Source organism: Streptococcus raffinosi, from assembly GCF_030284685.1.
Lineage (GTDB): Bacteria > Bacillota > Bacilli > Lactobacillales > Streptococcaceae > Streptococcus > Streptococcus raffinosi.
This window is the reverse complement of sequence record NZ_JASUZV010000010.1, coordinates 62,520-79,725: the sequence shown is the minus strand read 5'-3', so window position 1 is coordinate 79,725 and position 17,206 is coordinate 62,520. Positions and strand designations below refer to the sequence as shown.

Sequence of the window (17,206 nt, the reverse complement as noted above, 5' to 3'; positions counted from 1 at the left end):
CTCTCTTAAGACAACTCCTATATTCTAGCAAATCTAGAATATCTTGTCAACACTTTTTGAAAAGTTTTTTCCAAACTCCCTCATGTCTCAGCTTCATCCTCCGATGTAGCCTACTCATATTATCATCTCTTGCTTGCCTTGTCAATAACTTTTTATCATTTTAAAGGGTATTTAAAAAAACGTTCAGTCTACACCTTTCTTAGCAGCTTTCTTATTTATTTTTATTAAATTAAATAAGAAAACAGTACATTGCTGTACTGTTAGATAGTGAACTTAAAAATTTCTATTATTTGCATTATAACCATATTTTTCAATGAAATCTTGACGAAACTCAAGTAAATTGTCATCAATAATAGCTTGACGTACTTTCGCCATCAAATTCACCAGGAAGTAGAGATTATGATAACTTGTCAAACGAATTCCAAATGTCTCATCTGCCTTCAGTAGGTGTCTAACATAAGCACGTGTATAGTTCTTACATGTGTAACAATCACACTCAGGATCTATAGGGCTAAAATCTTCTGCGTATGCCGCATTTTTAACTACAAGACGTCCTTGACTAGTCATACAAGTTCCGTTTCGAGCGATTCTTGTAGGAAGAACACAATCATACATATCAACACCACGGATTACACCATCAATCAAACTATCTGGTGCACCTACTCCCATGAGATAACGTGGTTTATTCTCAGGAAGTAAAGGTACAGTAAAATCTAGAACTGCATTCATCTCTTCATGAGTTTCTCCTACCGCAAGACCACCAATAGAGTACCCTGGAAAATCCATGGAAACCAAATCATGCGCAGATTGTCTACGAAGGTCTTCGAAACCAGCTCCTTGTACAATACCAAAGAGCCCTTGATCATATGGACGGCGATGCGCCTTTAGTCCACGCTCTGCCCAACGACTTGTACGTTCAATTGATTTTTTAACATAATCGTATGGTTGATAAAATTGAGGACATTCATCAAAGCTCATCATAATATCTGAGCCCAGATTATTTTGAATAGAGATGGCCTTCTCAGGAGATAGGAACATCTTACTTCCATTAAGGTGATTTTTAAATGTCACCCCTTCTTCTGAAATGTTTCGTTTTTCTGCTAGTGAATAAACTTGGAAACCACCACTATCTGTAAGAATAGCTTGGTCCCAATTCATAAATTTATGGAGTCCACCAGCTTTAGCAACAAGCTCATCACCAGGTCTGAGCCATAAATGATAGGTATTTGCTAAAATAATTCCTGACCCCATCTGTTTTAATTCTTCAGGAGATTGCGTTTTTACTGTAGCCTGAGTACCTACAGGCATAAACATCGGTGTCGGAAAGGTTCCGTGAGGGGTGATAATTTCCCCTAGACGTGCCCCTGTGTGTTTTTCTTTCTTTATAAGACGATATTTAATAGGAAAATCAGTCATTTATGCTCCTTACGTTAGGAAAAACAGTCCTAAGTATTATTTTGTAAGTGGTCATTATCCACAACCGCTTTAGTTTACCAAAATTTATAGGAATTGTCAGCTTCAATTTCTCAAAACGGCTATTCTAAAATATCTAAGCTTTTGGTAAACAAAAAGCAACAGTCTCGAGCACTGTTGCTTTCAATAATGTCTTAAGCTGAAAGAACTTTACGTCCTTTACGACGACGAGCTGCAAGAACACGACGTCCGTTTTTAGTTGACATACGGTGACGGAATCCGTGTTTACGTTGACGACGGATTTTACTTGGTTGATAAGTACGTTTCACGTTGAATACCTCCTGATAGATTTTCGTATTCGTTTAGCCGGCTATTTTTGATCAGATACTAAACATACCATACTATTTTATAGCAATAGCGTGTTCTTGTCAAGAAATACTTTAGACAATAATTCCATCATATCGTAAAAGACAAACACTAGAACTTAAAAGAGCGACTTAGTCATTTCTACCGGTGCTAAAAGTCTCGATGATCCCATTACTTCGTTCATTTAAAGATTTTGAGTCAATTTTGCGATTTTTTGGAGTTGTTCCTTTCGCTCATGGTCCGTCATATACTCAACACGTGTAATCTGGGTGACTTTAACTGCTTTAAACCCACAAGGTTTTAGGATTTGAAATTTCAAAACTTTGGAGTAGTCTTGTGCAAAAGGAAGGAAAATCCTCGGTGTATTGTGCGTAGTGATAATCCAGGCCTTGCCAGCAAGCCTACCTTTCAAACCACGTGGGGTATTATCATAAGCAAAATCAGCAACAAATACACGTTCAATAAATCCTTTTAAGATAGCTGGCATCCCACTCCACCAAGTTGGAAAAATAAAGATTAACTGATCTGCCCAAACTAACAAGTCTCGATAGTGTTTCATAGCTACATCATTCGCCAGGTCTCTTCTCCTATGTGTAGCATCAAAACGTAAAACAGGGTCGAACTGCTCTTTATACAAATCTAAAATCCTTAACTCATGTTTAGGCGATAAATTTTCTTTAACAGTCTCTAGTATAGAGGCATTGTAGCTCTTGTCGTTTGGATGTGCATAAATCATTAAGATCTTCATTACTTAGCTCCTTTAATATAAATATCAAGCATAGTTCTTACAGTTTCTTGAACAGTAGTCTCTGTAAAATTATCAGCAATGGGACTTCTTGCTAGCATAGCCAAACCAGTGATAAAACTCCAAAAATGCATCAAAACTTCTGCATCACTACCTGAAAGTTTCTCCTCGCTTTTTAATTCCAGAGCTATCTTTTTAAAATATTCAAATCCTGGTAAGTGGGAATTGACAGAAATACTTGTTGGAGAAAATTCCATATAGTTAAAGGGAAACTTGATAAACAAGGCCTCAAAGATATTCGTTTCTTGTTGAGCAAATCTTACAAAGTTACAACCCATTAATACCAGTCGATTTCTTGCGTTGAGAGAAGATGCAATCCCTTGAGTCATATTTTTCAAAAAGATCTCCGATAAGTGCTCCAAAACAACTTTCATATAGGTATCTTTATTGTCAAAGTGCTTATAGGGAGCTCCATGAGTAACGCCACATTTTTGGGCAATTGTACGCATAGATAATTGGTCAATCCCCTTTATCCTTATTTCCTCAATTCCGGTTTTAATTAGCTTCTCCTTCAATTCAGCAGTATTACGTTTCATCTTCGACTCCTATTTACAATTAAGTAGACATCGACTACTTTTTAATTAAAGTATACGCTGTATACTTTAATTTGTCAAAAAAAAGCTAGCCTTTAAACCAGACTAGCTTATATCAGTAATACATACTATTCTAATTATACTTTTGTTACAACCACGTATCGATTGGGATCGTCACCTTCTGAGTGACTTTCAACACCTTCAATTTGAGATATAGCCTTGTGGATAATTTTTCGTTCACTATTCGTCATCGGATCCATCACATACTCTCGACCTGTTTCTTTTACTTTAGCTGCTGTTTTTTCAGCTAAATCAATCAAAGTCTCCGTACGTTGCTCCAAATAGTCTCGAACATTAAGAACAACACTAAATCGTTTAGAATGATGGTCATGCAAATAATTTTGTGCCAAAAGTTGCAATGATTTAAGGACTTTACCGTGATAACCTATAACACGACCAGGTTGATCCGTCTCAATCTGAATAATGATATTACGACGATTGTGACTGACCTCTAAACTAGCATCAACATCCATTTCATAGATGATTTTTTCAAGATAAGATAAAACGTCGTCCGCAGCCACTTGAACATCCTCTAAATTGTTTTCAGAAGTTTCTTCTGAACTAAACTCAGATGCTACAAAAGAGCTGAAATCATCTTCTGAAGTTTCTGTAGCTTGAATTTGAGTAACCGATTCCTGTTCAGATTCTAGAGAGGATACCACTGAATCCGATACACTTTCTTCTAATGACTGGCGCTTAATAGCTAGAGGAATAACTGTTGCCTTAGATGGCTCCTGTTTTTTCTCCGATGGCTTTTCATCAAAGATCTCTACAGGGGTTGTTTCCTCCTCAATTTCCTCTTCCATTTCCTTGCTATCCACAAGATCGGCAAGCCTTGTCACTTTACTGAAAGTATTGGTTTCTTCTGTCGGGCTTGTGATAGCCTTATTTTGATAATTGATATTATCGGCAAAATCTTTTACGGTATTATCTTGGTCTGCTTCATACGCTGATTGTTCATTTATTGGTTCAATGCTAACTCGAGCAGGTTTCTTTCCAAATCCTAGAAAGCCTTTTTTCTCACGAGAAATCACCTTGATGTGGGCCTTCATACGAGGTAACTTAAGAACTTTCAAACCTTTTTCGATAGCTTGTTCAACTGTTCGTCCGGAATAGACAACCATAAAAAGCCTCCTTACTTACGTTTGTGCGCCTTTTTCTTGGCACGACGAATCTTAGCTTTACGTTCTTTTTCTTCCGCTTCCAAACGATTACGTTCAGCAATAATTTTAAATGGATTATTGAAAACCAAAATCTGAACAACTTGGAAGGCATTTGAGACTGCCCAATAAAGTGCTACCCCTGAAGAAATCTGCGTTCCAAACCAGAAAATAAAGACTGGAAGCAAGATATTCATAACAAGTAACATCGAACTACGTTCTTTAGCTGCTTTATTCGTCAACCAAGTTGAAAGGAAGGTGAATGCAGCTGCCAAAATCGGAAGAATAAAGTAGGGGTCTTTCTGACCAAGGTCTACCCAGAGGAAGGTTCCTTCTCGTAACTCAGGTACACGTGTAAGCGCACCGTAAAGAGCCATCAAAATAGGAAACTGAATCAGGAGAGGAACGAAGCTGGCATAGGGATTAACACCATGCTCTTTGTAGAGTTCTTGCTGTGCATTAGCAAGAGCTTCACGATTTTCACTTCCTGGATACTCACCCTGCAATCGTCGTAACTCTGGCTGTAGTTCTTGCAATTCACGACTTGACTTAATTTGGCGATTATACAATGGAATCATAACTGCACGAATCAAAATCGTAAAGATAATAATCCCTAGTCCAATAGAGCCGCCAATTGAAAGTCCTTGAACAGCCTTACCAAACATTAGAATGAAGCGTTCCCAAAGTCCTGTAGACTGGCTTGTGACATCACTGCGTCCACAAGCTGATAAAGCCAAGAGAGCTCCTGCTCCTAAAACGAATAAATTAAGTTTTCTTTTCACTAAAAACTCCTTTTACATGACAAAGAATTGTCTTATCTCCGTCTACTAGGATGGTAGCATCAACAAAATTTTGTCTTGATGAATTCCATACCATGACGGCGAAGATGATTTTCTAATCCTTATATAACTTTGCTATTTTTAAGACATGAACGAGATTGCTGTAAATTTCTTGGTAACTTAAGTCCTCAACACCTTTACGAGCAATAACGACAAAATCTTGATGTGCTAATTGAGATGACATGTCCATCAGTGCATGTCGTAGACGACGTTTTACCCGATTCCGAGTAACTGCATTACCAAGACGCTTGCTAACTGACAAACCTACGCGATAATGGAGTAAATCACGATTTAGACAGTAGACAACAAATTTTCGATTGGCAACACTGTGCCCTGCGTCAAATAATGCTTTAAAGTCCTTCTCTTTCTTAATACGATAAGATTTTTTCAAAATACGACTCCAAACTCAAAATTAGTACTATTATACCATAAATAGCAAAAAAGCCCAAAACCTTATAGTTTGGGCCTTAGAGACTTATTTTTTAAGATTTAGGTGAGCTTCTTTGATTTGCCATTTAACTTGGTCGAAACCTGTTCCACCAAGAGAATGACGACGCTCAACAGCGGTATGAGACTTGAGTGTTTCATAGATATCTTCTTCAATTAAATCTGAGACTTCTTGATAACGTTCAAGAGGAACATCTTGGAGATAGTGTCCAGCTTTAGTACACTCAAGAACAAGTTTCCCTACAATCTCATGCGCCTCACGGAATGGAAGACCTTTAGCCGCAAGATAATCAGCCAACTCAGTAGCATTTGAAAAGTCTTTTTCTGTTGACTCTGCCATATGCTTATCGTTAACAGTCATAGTATTGAGCATACCTGCAAGAATATCAATGGCTACAGTAATCGTTTCTACTGTATCAAACATACCTTCCTTATCCTCTTGCAAGTCCTTATTATAGGCTAAAGGTAGTGACTTCATCACAGTCAATAATCCAATCAGATTACCGTAAACACGACCTGATTTCCCACGGATAAGCTCTGCCATGTCTGGATTTTTCTTTTGAGGCATAATGGAAGAGCCTGTAGAGAACGTATCTGAAAGAGTGACAAACTTGAATTCATTAGAACACCAGCTAATAATTTCTTCACAAATACGTGTCATATGCATCATGAGAATACTTGAATTTGATAAGAATTCTAAAATGAAATCACGGTCAGAGACGGCATCTAGAGAATTACTATATGGTTTTGCAAATCCCATTAAGTCAGATGTCATCTTCCGATCAATAGGGAAAGTTGTACCTGCCAAAGCTGCGGCACCAAGAGGCGATACATCTGTATGTTTGATATTAAATTCAAAACGTTCAGCATCACGTGTAAACATGTTGTAATAAGCCATCAAGTGATGACCGAAAGAAATTGGTTGTGCATGTTGTAAGTGAGTATAGCCGGGCATAATCGTATAGATATGTTTATCTGCTAGATTCACTAGAGTATTTCGTAAGTTATCAAGTCTCTCAATAACTTCAAAGAGCTTGGCTTTAAGATACAGGTGCATATCCGTTGCAACTTGGTCGTTACGAGAACGTGCTGTATGAAGTTTCCCTGCTACGGGCCCAATCTTAGCCGTCAATAGACTTTCCATATTCATATGAATATCTTCATTGGAAACATCAAACTCTAGTTTACCAGCCTTGTATTCCTTAAGTAACTCTTCCAAGCCTTGTTTAATTTGTAAAGACTCCTCTTTGGTAATAATTCCTGTCTCACCCAGCATGGTTACGTGAGCAATGGAACCTTTAAGATCGAACTCAGCCATTTTTTGGTCAAAGGAAATTGAAGCACCAAATTCTTCGACCCATTTTTCAAGACTAGCTTCGAACCGACCGCCCCACAGTTTATGATTTTCTGCCATAGTTATATGTTAAAGATTTCCCCAAAGGATAGGATAATCTCTTGTCCTTTCTTAATGCTTATAACAAGTAATGACCTCTCAGGCCACAATAATTCAAATGAAAAAAGCTAGATATTTTTTGTCTAGCTTAAGTTGTCTCTCTGGACACTTGTTTTCCTAAAACCCGATCTCAGTCGTGGCTTATTTAGGCTCGTGACGCCTCTCAGAACGCCTTAACGATAGTAATATAAGTTATAAGAAAAGAGTACCAGATGCGGATCTCTGTCCACTTTTATCTGATATGAAGAATTGTCCTTCTAACAACCCACTTTTCTTATGAAGTCTTTCATTATTTGTCAAATGGATGATTAACTTGAGAATTTACCTGTGTTGGAAGTCCCCAGAGTTTGATAAATCCAACAGCAGCATCTTGATCAAAACTATCCGCAGATGTGTAAGTAGCCAAGTTTTCATCATATAGTGAATTATCTGACTTACGAGCAACTACCTGAGCATGACCTTTGTAAAGTTTTACTTTAGCAGTACCATTAACTACTTTTTGTGTTTCTTTGATGTAAGCAATGATGGCTTGAGTTGCTGGGCTAAACCACAAAGCATTATAGATAAGATTTGACAATTCATTTTCAAGGATTGGTTTGAAGTGAGAAACTTCACGTACCAAAGTCAAGTCCTCAATCTCCTTATGGGCAGTCAAGAGAGCAATGGCACCTGGGCACTCGTAAATTTCACGTGATTTGATACCAACAAGACGGTTCTCAACGTGGTCGATACGTCCAACACCATGTTTACCAGCGATAACATTCATTTCTTGGATAAGGTCCGCCAATTTCATTTCTTTACCATTAAGGGCAACTGGTTTACCTTCCTTAAAGGTTACATCAACAAATTCAGCTTCGTCTGGGGCAGACTCTGGTGAGTTTGTAATCCCAAAGGCTTCTTCTGGAGCTTGATTCCAAGGATTTTCAAGAACACCACATTCATTAGCACGTCCCCAAAGGTTTTGGTCCACTGAATAAGGATTATCGAGATTTGCAGGAACTGGAACACCATTAGCCTTAGCATATTCAATCTCTTCCTCACGAGACCATTTCCAATCACGTACTGGCGCTACTACTTTAAGGCTTGGATCAAGAGCTGCAATGGCAACTTCAAAACGAACTTGGTCATTACCTTTACCAGTACAACCGTGAGCAATGGTTGTAGCACCAGTCTTATGAGCGATTTCAACTAATTTTTTAGAAATAATTGGACGACTGAGCGCTGAAACCAAAGGATATTTTTGCTCATAATAAGCATGCGCTTGAAGGGCTGGGAGTACGTAATCTTCTGCAAATTCATCTTTAACATCTAGGACGTAAGATTCTATAGCTCCAACTGTAAGAGCTTTATCATGGATAAATTCAAGATCCTTACCTTCACCGACATCCATACAAACAGCGACAACATCATAATCTTTTTTTAACCAAGTAATAGCTACTGAGGTGTCAAGACCTCCAGAATAAGCAAGAATAACTTTCTCTTTTGACATAATATTTCTCTTTTCTTATATTTTCTTGTGGTTTCTATCTCTATCAACCTTACGAGATTTATTATATTGCATATTTATTCATTTGTCAACCATAATTTGTTATTTTTTTATATTTATTTTTATTTTTTTGCTTATTTTTATACTTTAAGCATAAAAAATGTGTATTTATCAAGTTTTATTCATTTATACACAATTACTTCTTAAAAAATAAAAAAGCACTCTCAAATACTAGCTAGCTAGATCCAAAAGTGTTCTTAACTATTATTTCTTAAAATGCCGAAAGGCCTGTACAAAGTACAGACCTTTCGAACAACAGCATCATCGGTAGAGAACACAACAGCAATTTTAGATAGAATGAATGAGGGAAATTATTATGTTTAAGGGACTAACTTAAACCATACATTCTTCTTGCTCTCTAACCTTGATTACATTATAGCATGCAATCCTATAATGCATATCGCTATTTCCTAAAATGTCGGATTTCACTCATAGAATGTTATTTTTTATCCTAATCTGCAATAACTCCTTTAAAAACAAAAAAATAGCTTGATTTCTCAAGCTTTTTAATGTCTATAAAAAAGATATGTAATTGGACGAGCGGCCAATAAAAAATGGGGATTAGGAAAAAGTTATATAAAAGTACATTATTTATTTTCATAAAGTGTATGTAGATTTCAATAAGATTGACGATGTCTCATTTCCGAATCACATATCTTGATTATATAATAACTCTTTTCAATTTAATTGTCTATACGATTTCATAGAATGTCGTTTTTTCATCCTGAACTGTATTTTTTTAGACTTATTTTTAAAAATTTACAAAAATAACTCACTAAAAGACATCTATTTAGTATTTTTAGCAAAATGGATACATATATAGCAACTAACTATCAAAAATAATTGCGAGCAATATTAGGACTAAAAGACAGCTTTCATAGTCATCATTAATAGTCCTTAACTTCTGACCATTTCTTCAGTAAAGCTTTCATTTTTAGACGAGAAACTGGGCAGGAATCACCATTTTCAAAATAAATCATCAACTGAGTCTTATCAATACGAGCAATATTATCCAAATTAACTAAAAAGGAACGATGACACGAAAAGAGCTTTTTATTCGCAGAAGTGATATCTCCAAGGTTAGCATAAAACTCTAAGCGTTCTGTTTTAGTAATTAACATCACCTTATGAGGTGTCACAGCAGTTGCAAAATAATAAATATCTCGCATAGGAACCTGAATCCGAGACTGAGCCGTTTCAAATACAAAAATGTCACCATCATCCAACTCTCCAACTTTTTGGTTCACAAAAGTTAGCGTTTGTTTCAATTGCTGCTTGAACTCTGCATTAGAAACAGTCTTATCAATAAAATCTAGTGCGGAAACCTTGTATTTAAAACTAATCGGGGCAAATTCCGAGTGAGTCGTTACAAATATAATAACCGCATTAGCATCTTGTTGACGAATTTCTGAAGCGACCTCAAGCCCCTTCTTTCGCTCACCATCAATATCAATATCTAAAAGAAAGACCTGATGATTACCTTTCTCGTTAATACTGGCTAATAATTTATGTGGTTTCGAAAAAACTTCTAGTTTCCGTACTGAGAACGTGCCCTCTGAAACCAATTCTCTGATGATATCACTAATGCGTGTTTGTTGCATTAAATCATCTTCTAAAATATATATATTCATATTAGGGTCTCATTTCTAGTATTTGCATCATTTTATGATTTTGACTACGGACAGATAGGGATGTGTTGGGGTAACGCTCCAAAATATCTTGAACAGCATTTACACCTATACCACCACTGTTAAGATTTTGAGAAGTCATCATTGAAAGAGGAGCTTGTTCATCTGATATCGCACTTTCAACAATAAAGCTCTGGCAATCTTCCTCATCAAAATAGGCTAAGCTAATAAAGCCATCATTAACTTTACGAGCACCAGCAATAGCATTGTCCATGAGGTGACCCAAAATAACGGCTAAATCTAAGTCTGTTAGATAGCTGTGAACGACTGGGTCAGGAATTTCTGCATGAATATTAAGCCTATACATCTGGGCTTCATGATATTTTGATGAAAGCAAGCTGTGAATGCTTGGATTCTGAATATTTTCTAAATCTGTGACCTGAGTTGAGAAGCTATATTGATCTCTATTCACATACAGGTCAACTAAATCTTTTTTGTAGGAGCGAATATCTCCAGTTCTTTCAATATCTCGCAGGTTATTTAGGAGGTAATTATAGTTTGAACGAACAAACATCAAATCCCTATATAAACCTTCTACCCTAGCATTTTCTCGTTTCAAATCATCAAGATAGTTAGCTTGCTTCATGGTCAAATCTTGCTCAATCTTTTCCTTAGCAAACTGGTTAACAGCTCCCAAAACGAAAAGAAGAAGGTAAAGATAACCCATTACCAGCGGTAGCCGCAAGTTACTTTCAAGGTGTAACTCTGGGAAATAAGAATCAAATGTTGATACCAAAAAGATAACCAAATAATAAATCAAAAGAAGCATGTTAACCAATCCCAGACGATTTTTCTTCTCTTGTTGGGTAGCTACCTTCAAGATATCTGTGAAATCAAGACGCAAAATGAAGTCTACAATTCTGACTGTCAACACGACAAAGGAAAGTGGTACCATAGACCACCAAATATTATTATTCAAAGTTGACGCCGCTACGCCAATTATCGGTGGAAAAAAGAAAGTAGCCAGGAAGCGCCTTGCTAAATCGACTAGTACCACTGGATAGAAACCTAAAAAGAATCGCTCTACAGAAGTAACCGTCTTATTTAGTTGGTAACTAAACGTCAAAGTCACAATGGAGACTAAAGGAGGCACTACACCTAAATAGCGTCCAATAAGTTGTCCCCAAATACATAAGGCAACATCGAATAACAAATAGAGCACACGATTTTTGAGATTAGTGTTTTGACCACCAATACGTAGATAGATATCCCAAATAATGACAAACATCAAAATTTGGAACACGATGTTACCTAGCATAGCTACTTCCGTCCTTTCTATCTTTATAGTCCTACCGTAACAATTTGATAGGTTTTAAATAATTCTTTTTTGTTAGTTAAACCAATACCATTTGACCAGCAAAACTGCGCTAAATCACGACTAATCGCTAACCTACCATCAAGTTCTGGGGTAGCTTCCTGGTTGGTATTTTCAATAACAAAGCAGAGATTACCGTCCTCATTCTGTTGGATAAGGAAACCAATATCTGTCTCTGGCTCCTCCACACAAAGCTTTTCAGCCAGGTTAATACAGCGTTCCAAGACAGTAATAAGCACCGCAATATTTAAATGTTTAGGATAATCAACAACGTTGACATCTAACCGAACCATAATTCCCTTTTGCTCCAAAGGAATAATTTGGTTAACAATCCAACTCCTTAATTCTGGATAAGGAATTTCAAACAGAGGAGCTAATTTATCATTTAAATCCAAGTCATCCAATCTAAGATGATTCAAATGTTCATGATATACTGCTAAAACTTCTGATAGCTGATTCTTCGCAAGAGGTGTCTCAAGAGCTATCAAAAGATTCTCAAAATCTTGTTGAGTAGGTTTTACTTTTGTAAAAAGAGCCTCAATGTGTTGATTATACACTTTTAAGTTGTAAACATAAGTATCAACAGCTTCTTGGCTACGCTCCCTAACAAATTTATGTGAATAGCGGTTTAGCGTTATCACCATTAAGAGATAGACCGCCATAGCAAAGAAAATAGGTTTTCCAACATTACCACCAGTTGACATCAGGAAAGTACTGCAAAAAATATACACTGCAAAGGTCAAATCAACTGCTATCAATAAACGTTCTCGACCACGTGAATAAATTAATTCCTTGACCTTATCAATATCTGAACTTGAAAGATAATTGATATAAAGGAAGAAGGGATAAATCATCACATAAGATAGTAATTCCAGTAAGAAGTTTTCTTGGATTTCACCCAAAGTCATATTTACAAACAGATTATTGAAAACATAGAAGGGTGTAAAGGTTGCAAATAAATCTGTAAAAATGACTGAGAAGGCTCCAAAAAAAAGACTTGCCCATAATGTCAGGCGGTGTTTGCGACGTTCCTTAAGAGCCAACCCTAGAAAAATAATCACTTGATAATAGAAGCCATCACCTTTACCAAGTGATACTATTATCCCTAAAAGACTTAAGAGAAGTACTTTCCAATAAGCTAGTGAGCTCCCTGTTAATTTTTTATAAATAAACCAGGTAATATGAAAACTAATGATCTGAATAAGACTATTTTCAAGAGTTACCATAGTCCAAAGCTGTAAGTTCATGATAATATTTCCTATTTATGATCAAGAGGCATTTTCGTCATCTTCTTCAATGAGTTCTTGTCCTGCCTTTTTCAGAATGTCCTGATAGGTTTGTTCTATCAAATTAAAATCTCCACTATCAATACTAGTCTGCATACTAATTAAGACATTCTCATAATCATGTTTGAAAGAACGCACACTTTTATATGCAGCCTCTATTTTTTGATTGTAGGCTTCCAAACTTCTTAAATGCTCCTCTTGTTCTCGAAGAATTTCGCTATCACGGACATCTTTACTATAGGAAACAAAACGAACTAAAATATACATATGTATAAGGAGCCCTACCCAAATATAAATCTGAGGATAGCCAGGAAGATAGGTTTGACTCAAAAGTAACGAGAATATCTCTTGCTTAAAAAGAATAAGAAGATAACTGATAATTAAAATCATATCTACTTGCAGAAGCATACTCTTGTACTTATCTTGCAACCCTTCAAAGGGTTTCTCAAAAAAGCGGTCTAAACCAAACATTTTTTGCAATCCTAGAAAGAATGGAAGAACCACACTATCCACAGCTAAAATTCCCAGGTTATTTGGAACTAAGTTGATTGGCTTATTAAAGAAAACGCGAAAAAGGTAAAAACTGAAGAAGCTAGTAACTAAAGTCCAGAATACAGGAGCAAAGAAAGCACAAAAATACTTTTCTTCTCTTGACGCTTGAGGCTTTTCAAGAAAAATAAAAACTAGGAGATAAATGGCATCTGGAATATCAATTTGCCATAATATTTTTGCTAGCCACTTAACAACAGCTACCACTACTACATAAGGAATATAACGATAATTAAAAACATCTAGATAAGCTAGTCTAGCTGAAATCACTAGATGCGAAACGACAACAACCAAAGCAATAAGGCCATCAATCGCGAGTTGCATGTGCTATTTCCCCTTTCTATTTCCCCGTATCTTATCCTTAAAAATTCACTCTGTCCTATCAGTTATCTCGAAAAGACAGAACTTGTGTGAAATGATAATCACAACTCCGAGTTTCAAGATTTACTTTTGGATAGCGATTAAGTATCTCTGCTACTTTAGACAGACCAAGACCGCGACCTTCGCCTTTACTAGAAACTCCTTCATCAAATATTCTGGACACAGGGATACGTTCCTCCCTCGTCGTATTGTCAATAACTAAGGTAAGGTAGTCCTGATTTTTAAAGAAAGATATCGTTAACGTTGGATCTTCAGATTTCACTGTAGCTTCTATAGCATTATTCAAGAACACAGAAGAAATCACTACCAAATCTAGAGCCTCAATTTGCGTAGATGATATGACATCTGGTAACTCTAAATTGACCTTTATTCCTAGGTTCTCAGCTTCAAGCACTTTTGCAGAGAAAAGACTCTTGAGAGAGGTGATTTCCAAATTGATTAAACGTGACAATTCATAATTTGACAACGTTAAACTATTCCCAGATTTTTCTAGAAGCTCCGCATATTCCTGCTTCAGAGCAGGTAAATCTCGGCGTTGAATACTATCTTCCATATTCTTAAGCCCTTCCAAATAATCCTTCTTAACCTGAGAAATATCATTATAGAGTTTTTCTAAACGATGGCTATATTCTTCTAAACTTTCTTCGTGCCTAATCATCTCTTCAGCCAATTGGTCCTTTACTCTCCTCTTAGAATAAATATTGAGCTGAGCAAATAGTAAAATAAAGAGAATTGAATAAACAACTGTAATGCTACCTGCTAAATAAATAAAGAGTCCCATATAAGGAAAGACATTACTCGCATAGAAAATAACTAGAGATAAGATAATATATGCTAAAGTCACCCCAACCAACAGACGTTGCCTAACTTGATAAGTGTGGTTATTCCCCATGATATCAAGAGCACTGAAGTCAATAAAGAAGACCTTGACAATCAAATGGAAGATTGGATACACCAAAAGATAAGATAGAGCAATAAGTACTGGGGTATCTTTTACTTGTAAATAATTAATTTGAAAAATCCATGGGAAGAAGTAAAGTTGAAGTAATTTAGAAGTTACCTCAACAAAGACCCACGGCAAAAAGGTGAAAAGAAATGAATTCTTTTCACGACTTGATGTTTTATTTAAGAATAGATGACAAAATAAGAGTGCTAAAAGTGAACCTGTGATGCCTCCTACAAATAGAGAGAGCAAGAGACTACCAATGATAAAATAGACTTTACTCTTCCACGTTTTGAGCAGGCCCGACATGTCATGGCTAACAATTAAAATAGCCAATAGACGTAGAACTGTAAATAGGACAATCATCTCTATGCTCACCCCTTTCCTTTCAAAAATCAACCTACTTTATTGTAACATAAATATATAATTTAGCGTTACTCCTATTAGAAAAAACTAAAAATATAAAACGCTTTTCCCAAGTTAAGAGCTTTCAAAAGTTTCTCTACCTCTTAGAACCTTTCCCCTACTATACAGCCCAAGCACACATTAAAAAGAGCTTAGAAAAACTAAAGCTCTTTAACCGACTTTTTGATTTTTTTATGGATACATACCAATAACATAGTAAAAATACCAATTAAATCTTCTCATAACGTCCGCTCCCTTCTTGTTTTCTTATTTATCTATTATAAAACTAATTTTCATTTTTGAAAATGATAAATAGATTATTGTATATCATCATTACATTAAAGTGCCATCTCTTCCAAAAAGCTCTAATACCAACTAGATATATAATCTAGTAAGTGGCTCCTCAAATGGCTCGGTTTATCTACATTATAAAACCCAACAGATGTTGGGTTCGTTTTTATAGCGTCTCAAGAACTTGATTAATATGTTTAATTGATTTTTCACGACCAAGCAAGAAAATAGCATCTGGTAATTCTGGACCGTGCATTTCTCCTGAAACAGCGATACGGATTGGCATGAAGAGGTTTTTCCCTTTAATTCCTGTTTCTTTTTGAACAGCCTTAATTTGTGGGAAAATATTCTCAGTGACAAACTCATCATCTGACATTGCTTCAAGTTTCGCTTTAAAGGCCTTAAGCACTGTTGGCACTGTTTCACCAGCCATAAATTCTTTTTCAGCTTCTGTTAATTCTGGGAAATCTTCAAAGAAGAGATCCGTAAGAGGAACAATTTCTTCTGCAGCTGTCATTTGTGGCTTGTAGAGTTCCACTAATTTTTCAGCCTTGTCTGTCAAACGGCCAGCTTTTTCCAAGAAAGGCTTACAAAGAGCAAAGACCTTGTCGAAATCTGCATTCTTAATGTAGTCATTACTCATCCAATCTAATTTCTTTTGGTCGAAGGCTGCTGGAGATTTACTGAGACGATTTTCATCAAAGAGTTTAATCAGCTCTTCACGAGAAAAGATTTCGTCTTCTCCACCAGGATTCCAACCAAGAAGAGCAATGAAGTTAAAGACTGCTTCTGGAAGGTAACCTTTTTTACGATAATCCTCTATAAATTGAAGGGTGTTCGTATCACGTTTAGACAACTTCTTACCTGTTTCAGAATTGATGATAAGGGTCATGTGTCCAAACTCAGGAGCTTCCCAACCAAGAGCTTCATAAACCATAAGTTGTTTTGGTGTATTAGCAATGTGGTCATCTCCACGGATAACATGAGAAATTTGCATATCGTGGTCATCAATAACTACCGCAAAGTTGTAAGTTGGGTAACCATCTTTCTTCTGGATAACCCAATCACCACCGATATTACCACCTTCAAATTCAATATCTCCTTTAACGATATCATGCCATTTGTAGATTCCTGACTCATTAACAGCCAAACGAACTGTTGGAACGATACCTGCCGCTTCACGTTCGGCGATGTAGGCAGCTTTTTCTTCTTCAGTCATGCCAAGAAATTCATTGATATAACGAGGTGTTTCACCAGCAGCTTCTTGACGTTCACGCTCTGCTGCCAATTCTTCTTCAGTCACATACGACTTGTAAGCCTTACCTTCTGCCAAGAGCTGATCAATATATTTTTGATAAAGTGGCAAACGCTCTGATTGACGGTAATTTTCATGTGTCTCTGGACTTTCATCCCAGTCAATTCCCAACCAACGCAGGTTATCAAGTTGAGAACGTTCACCATCTTCAACGTGACGTTTACGGTCAGTATCTTCAATACGGATAATGAAAGTACCGCCATGATGACGAGCATAGAGGTAATTAAACAATGCTGTACGGGCATTACCAATGTGTAAAAGTCCTGTTGGACTTGGTGCGTAACGAACACGAATATCTTTAGCCAAGATAAGTCTCCTTTTTATGTTTCATTCTTCAGTCTTTGGATACTTCATTAGATTAGAATCTATCTCAAGAGGCGACTCTAAGATTTCAAGTATCAGCAGGTAACT

At 36.5% G+C, this 17,206-nt stretch carries 15 protein-coding genes; all 15 read right to left on the bottom strand.

The annotated features are described in order from the left end of the window. Nucleotides 1-273: 273 nt before the first annotated feature. Complete coding sequence (tgt, locus tag QRD39_RS07795) at nucleotides 274-1,416, bottom strand: tRNA guanosine(34) transglycosylase Tgt (RefSeq protein ID WP_008536200.1); 1,143 nt, start codon at nucleotides 1,414-1,416, stop codon at nucleotides 274-276. A gap of 191 nt (nucleotides 1,417-1,607) precedes the next feature. After that, the gene (gene rpmH, locus QRD39_RS07790; protein ID WP_002885866.1) at nucleotides 1,608-1,742 is read right to left on the bottom strand and encodes a 50S ribosomal protein L34; all 135 of its coding nucleotides are present in this window, start codon (nucleotides 1,740-1,742) and stop codon (nucleotides 1,608-1,610) included. Between the two features lie 221 nt (nucleotides 1,743-1,963). Beyond that, nucleotides 1,964-2,527 carry an NAD(P)H-dependent oxidoreductase gene (locus tag QRD39_RS07785; protein WP_285956146.1) on the bottom strand — a complete coding sequence of 188 codons (564 nt, stop codon included), beginning with the start codon at nucleotides 2,525-2,527 and terminating at the stop codon, nucleotides 1,964-1,966. Further along, nucleotides 2,527-3,120 carry a TetR/AcrR family transcriptional regulator gene (locus QRD39_RS07780; protein WP_285956145.1) on the bottom strand — a complete coding sequence of 198 codons (594 nt, stop codon included), beginning with the start codon at nucleotides 3,118-3,120 and terminating at the stop codon, nucleotides 2,527-2,529. Before QRD39_RS07780 ends, QRD39_RS07785 begins: the two co-directional genes overlap by 1 nt. 134 nt (nucleotides 3,121-3,254) lie before the next feature. Then, nucleotides 3,255-4,301: a Jag family protein gene (locus tag QRD39_RS07775; protein ID WP_285956144.1), complete on the bottom strand. Its 1,047-nt coding sequence runs from the start codon at nucleotides 4,299-4,301 to the stop codon at nucleotides 3,255-3,257. 11 nt (nucleotides 4,302-4,312) lie between these two features. Further along, nucleotides 4,313-5,119: a YidC/Oxa1 family membrane protein insertase gene (locus tag QRD39_RS07770; RefSeq protein ID WP_002888724.1), complete on the bottom strand. Its 807-nt coding sequence runs from the start codon at nucleotides 5,117-5,119 to the stop codon at nucleotides 4,313-4,315. Nucleotides 5,120-5,231: 112 nt separating this feature from the next. Continuing rightward, nucleotides 5,232-5,567: a ribonuclease P protein component gene (rnpA, locus tag QRD39_RS07765; RefSeq protein WP_021146527.1), complete on the bottom strand. Its 336-nt coding sequence runs from the start codon at nucleotides 5,565-5,567 to the stop codon at nucleotides 5,232-5,234. Between the two features lie 84 nt (nucleotides 5,568-5,651). Continuing rightward, complete coding sequence (gene argH / locus QRD39_RS07760) at nucleotides 5,652-7,037, bottom strand: argininosuccinate lyase (protein WP_285956143.1); 1,386 nt, start codon at nucleotides 7,035-7,037, stop codon at nucleotides 5,652-5,654. A 328-nt stretch (nucleotides 7,038-7,365) separates the two neighbouring features. Continuing rightward, the gene (locus QRD39_RS07755) at nucleotides 7,366-8,565 is read right to left on the bottom strand and encodes an argininosuccinate synthase (protein WP_002888721.1); all 1,200 of its coding nucleotides are present in this window, start codon (nucleotides 8,563-8,565) and stop codon (nucleotides 7,366-7,368) included. A gap of 944 nt (nucleotides 8,566-9,509) precedes the next feature. Beyond that, the gene (locus QRD39_RS07750; protein ID WP_008536189.1) at nucleotides 9,510-10,253 is read right to left on the bottom strand and encodes a response regulator transcription factor; all 744 of its coding nucleotides are present in this window, start codon (nucleotides 10,251-10,253) and stop codon (nucleotides 9,510-9,512) included. A gap of 1 nt (nucleotide 10,254) precedes the next feature. Further along, nucleotides 10,255-11,568 (bottom strand): GHKL domain-containing protein, encoded by a 1,314-nt coding sequence (locus QRD39_RS07745; RefSeq protein ID WP_285956142.1) that lies wholly within the window; start codon nucleotides 11,566-11,568, stop codon nucleotides 10,255-10,257. A 23-nt stretch (nucleotides 11,569-11,591) separates the two neighbouring features. Next, nucleotides 11,592-12,872 carry a hypothetical protein gene (locus QRD39_RS07740; RefSeq protein WP_285956141.1) on the bottom strand — a complete coding sequence of 427 codons (1,281 nt, stop codon included), beginning with the start codon at nucleotides 12,870-12,872 and terminating at the stop codon, nucleotides 11,592-11,594. 21 nt (nucleotides 12,873-12,893) lie between these two features. After that, the gene (locus QRD39_RS07735; RefSeq protein WP_037613080.1) at nucleotides 12,894-13,784 is read right to left on the bottom strand and encodes a hypothetical protein; all 891 of its coding nucleotides are present in this window, start codon (nucleotides 13,782-13,784) and stop codon (nucleotides 12,894-12,896) included. A 58-nt stretch (nucleotides 13,785-13,842) separates the two neighbouring features. After that, on the bottom strand, nucleotides 13,843-15,150 hold the full coding sequence (locus QRD39_RS07730) for a GHKL domain-containing protein (RefSeq protein ID WP_037613078.1): 1,308 nt from the start codon (nucleotides 15,148-15,150) through the stop codon (nucleotides 13,843-13,845). Between the two features lie 496 nt (nucleotides 15,151-15,646). Next, nucleotides 15,647-17,101 carry a glutamate--tRNA ligase gene (gene gltX, locus QRD39_RS07725; protein ID WP_285956140.1) on the bottom strand — a complete coding sequence of 485 codons (1,455 nt, stop codon included), beginning with the start codon at nucleotides 17,099-17,101 and terminating at the stop codon, nucleotides 15,647-15,649. Nucleotides 17,102-17,206 lie beyond the last annotated feature (105 nt).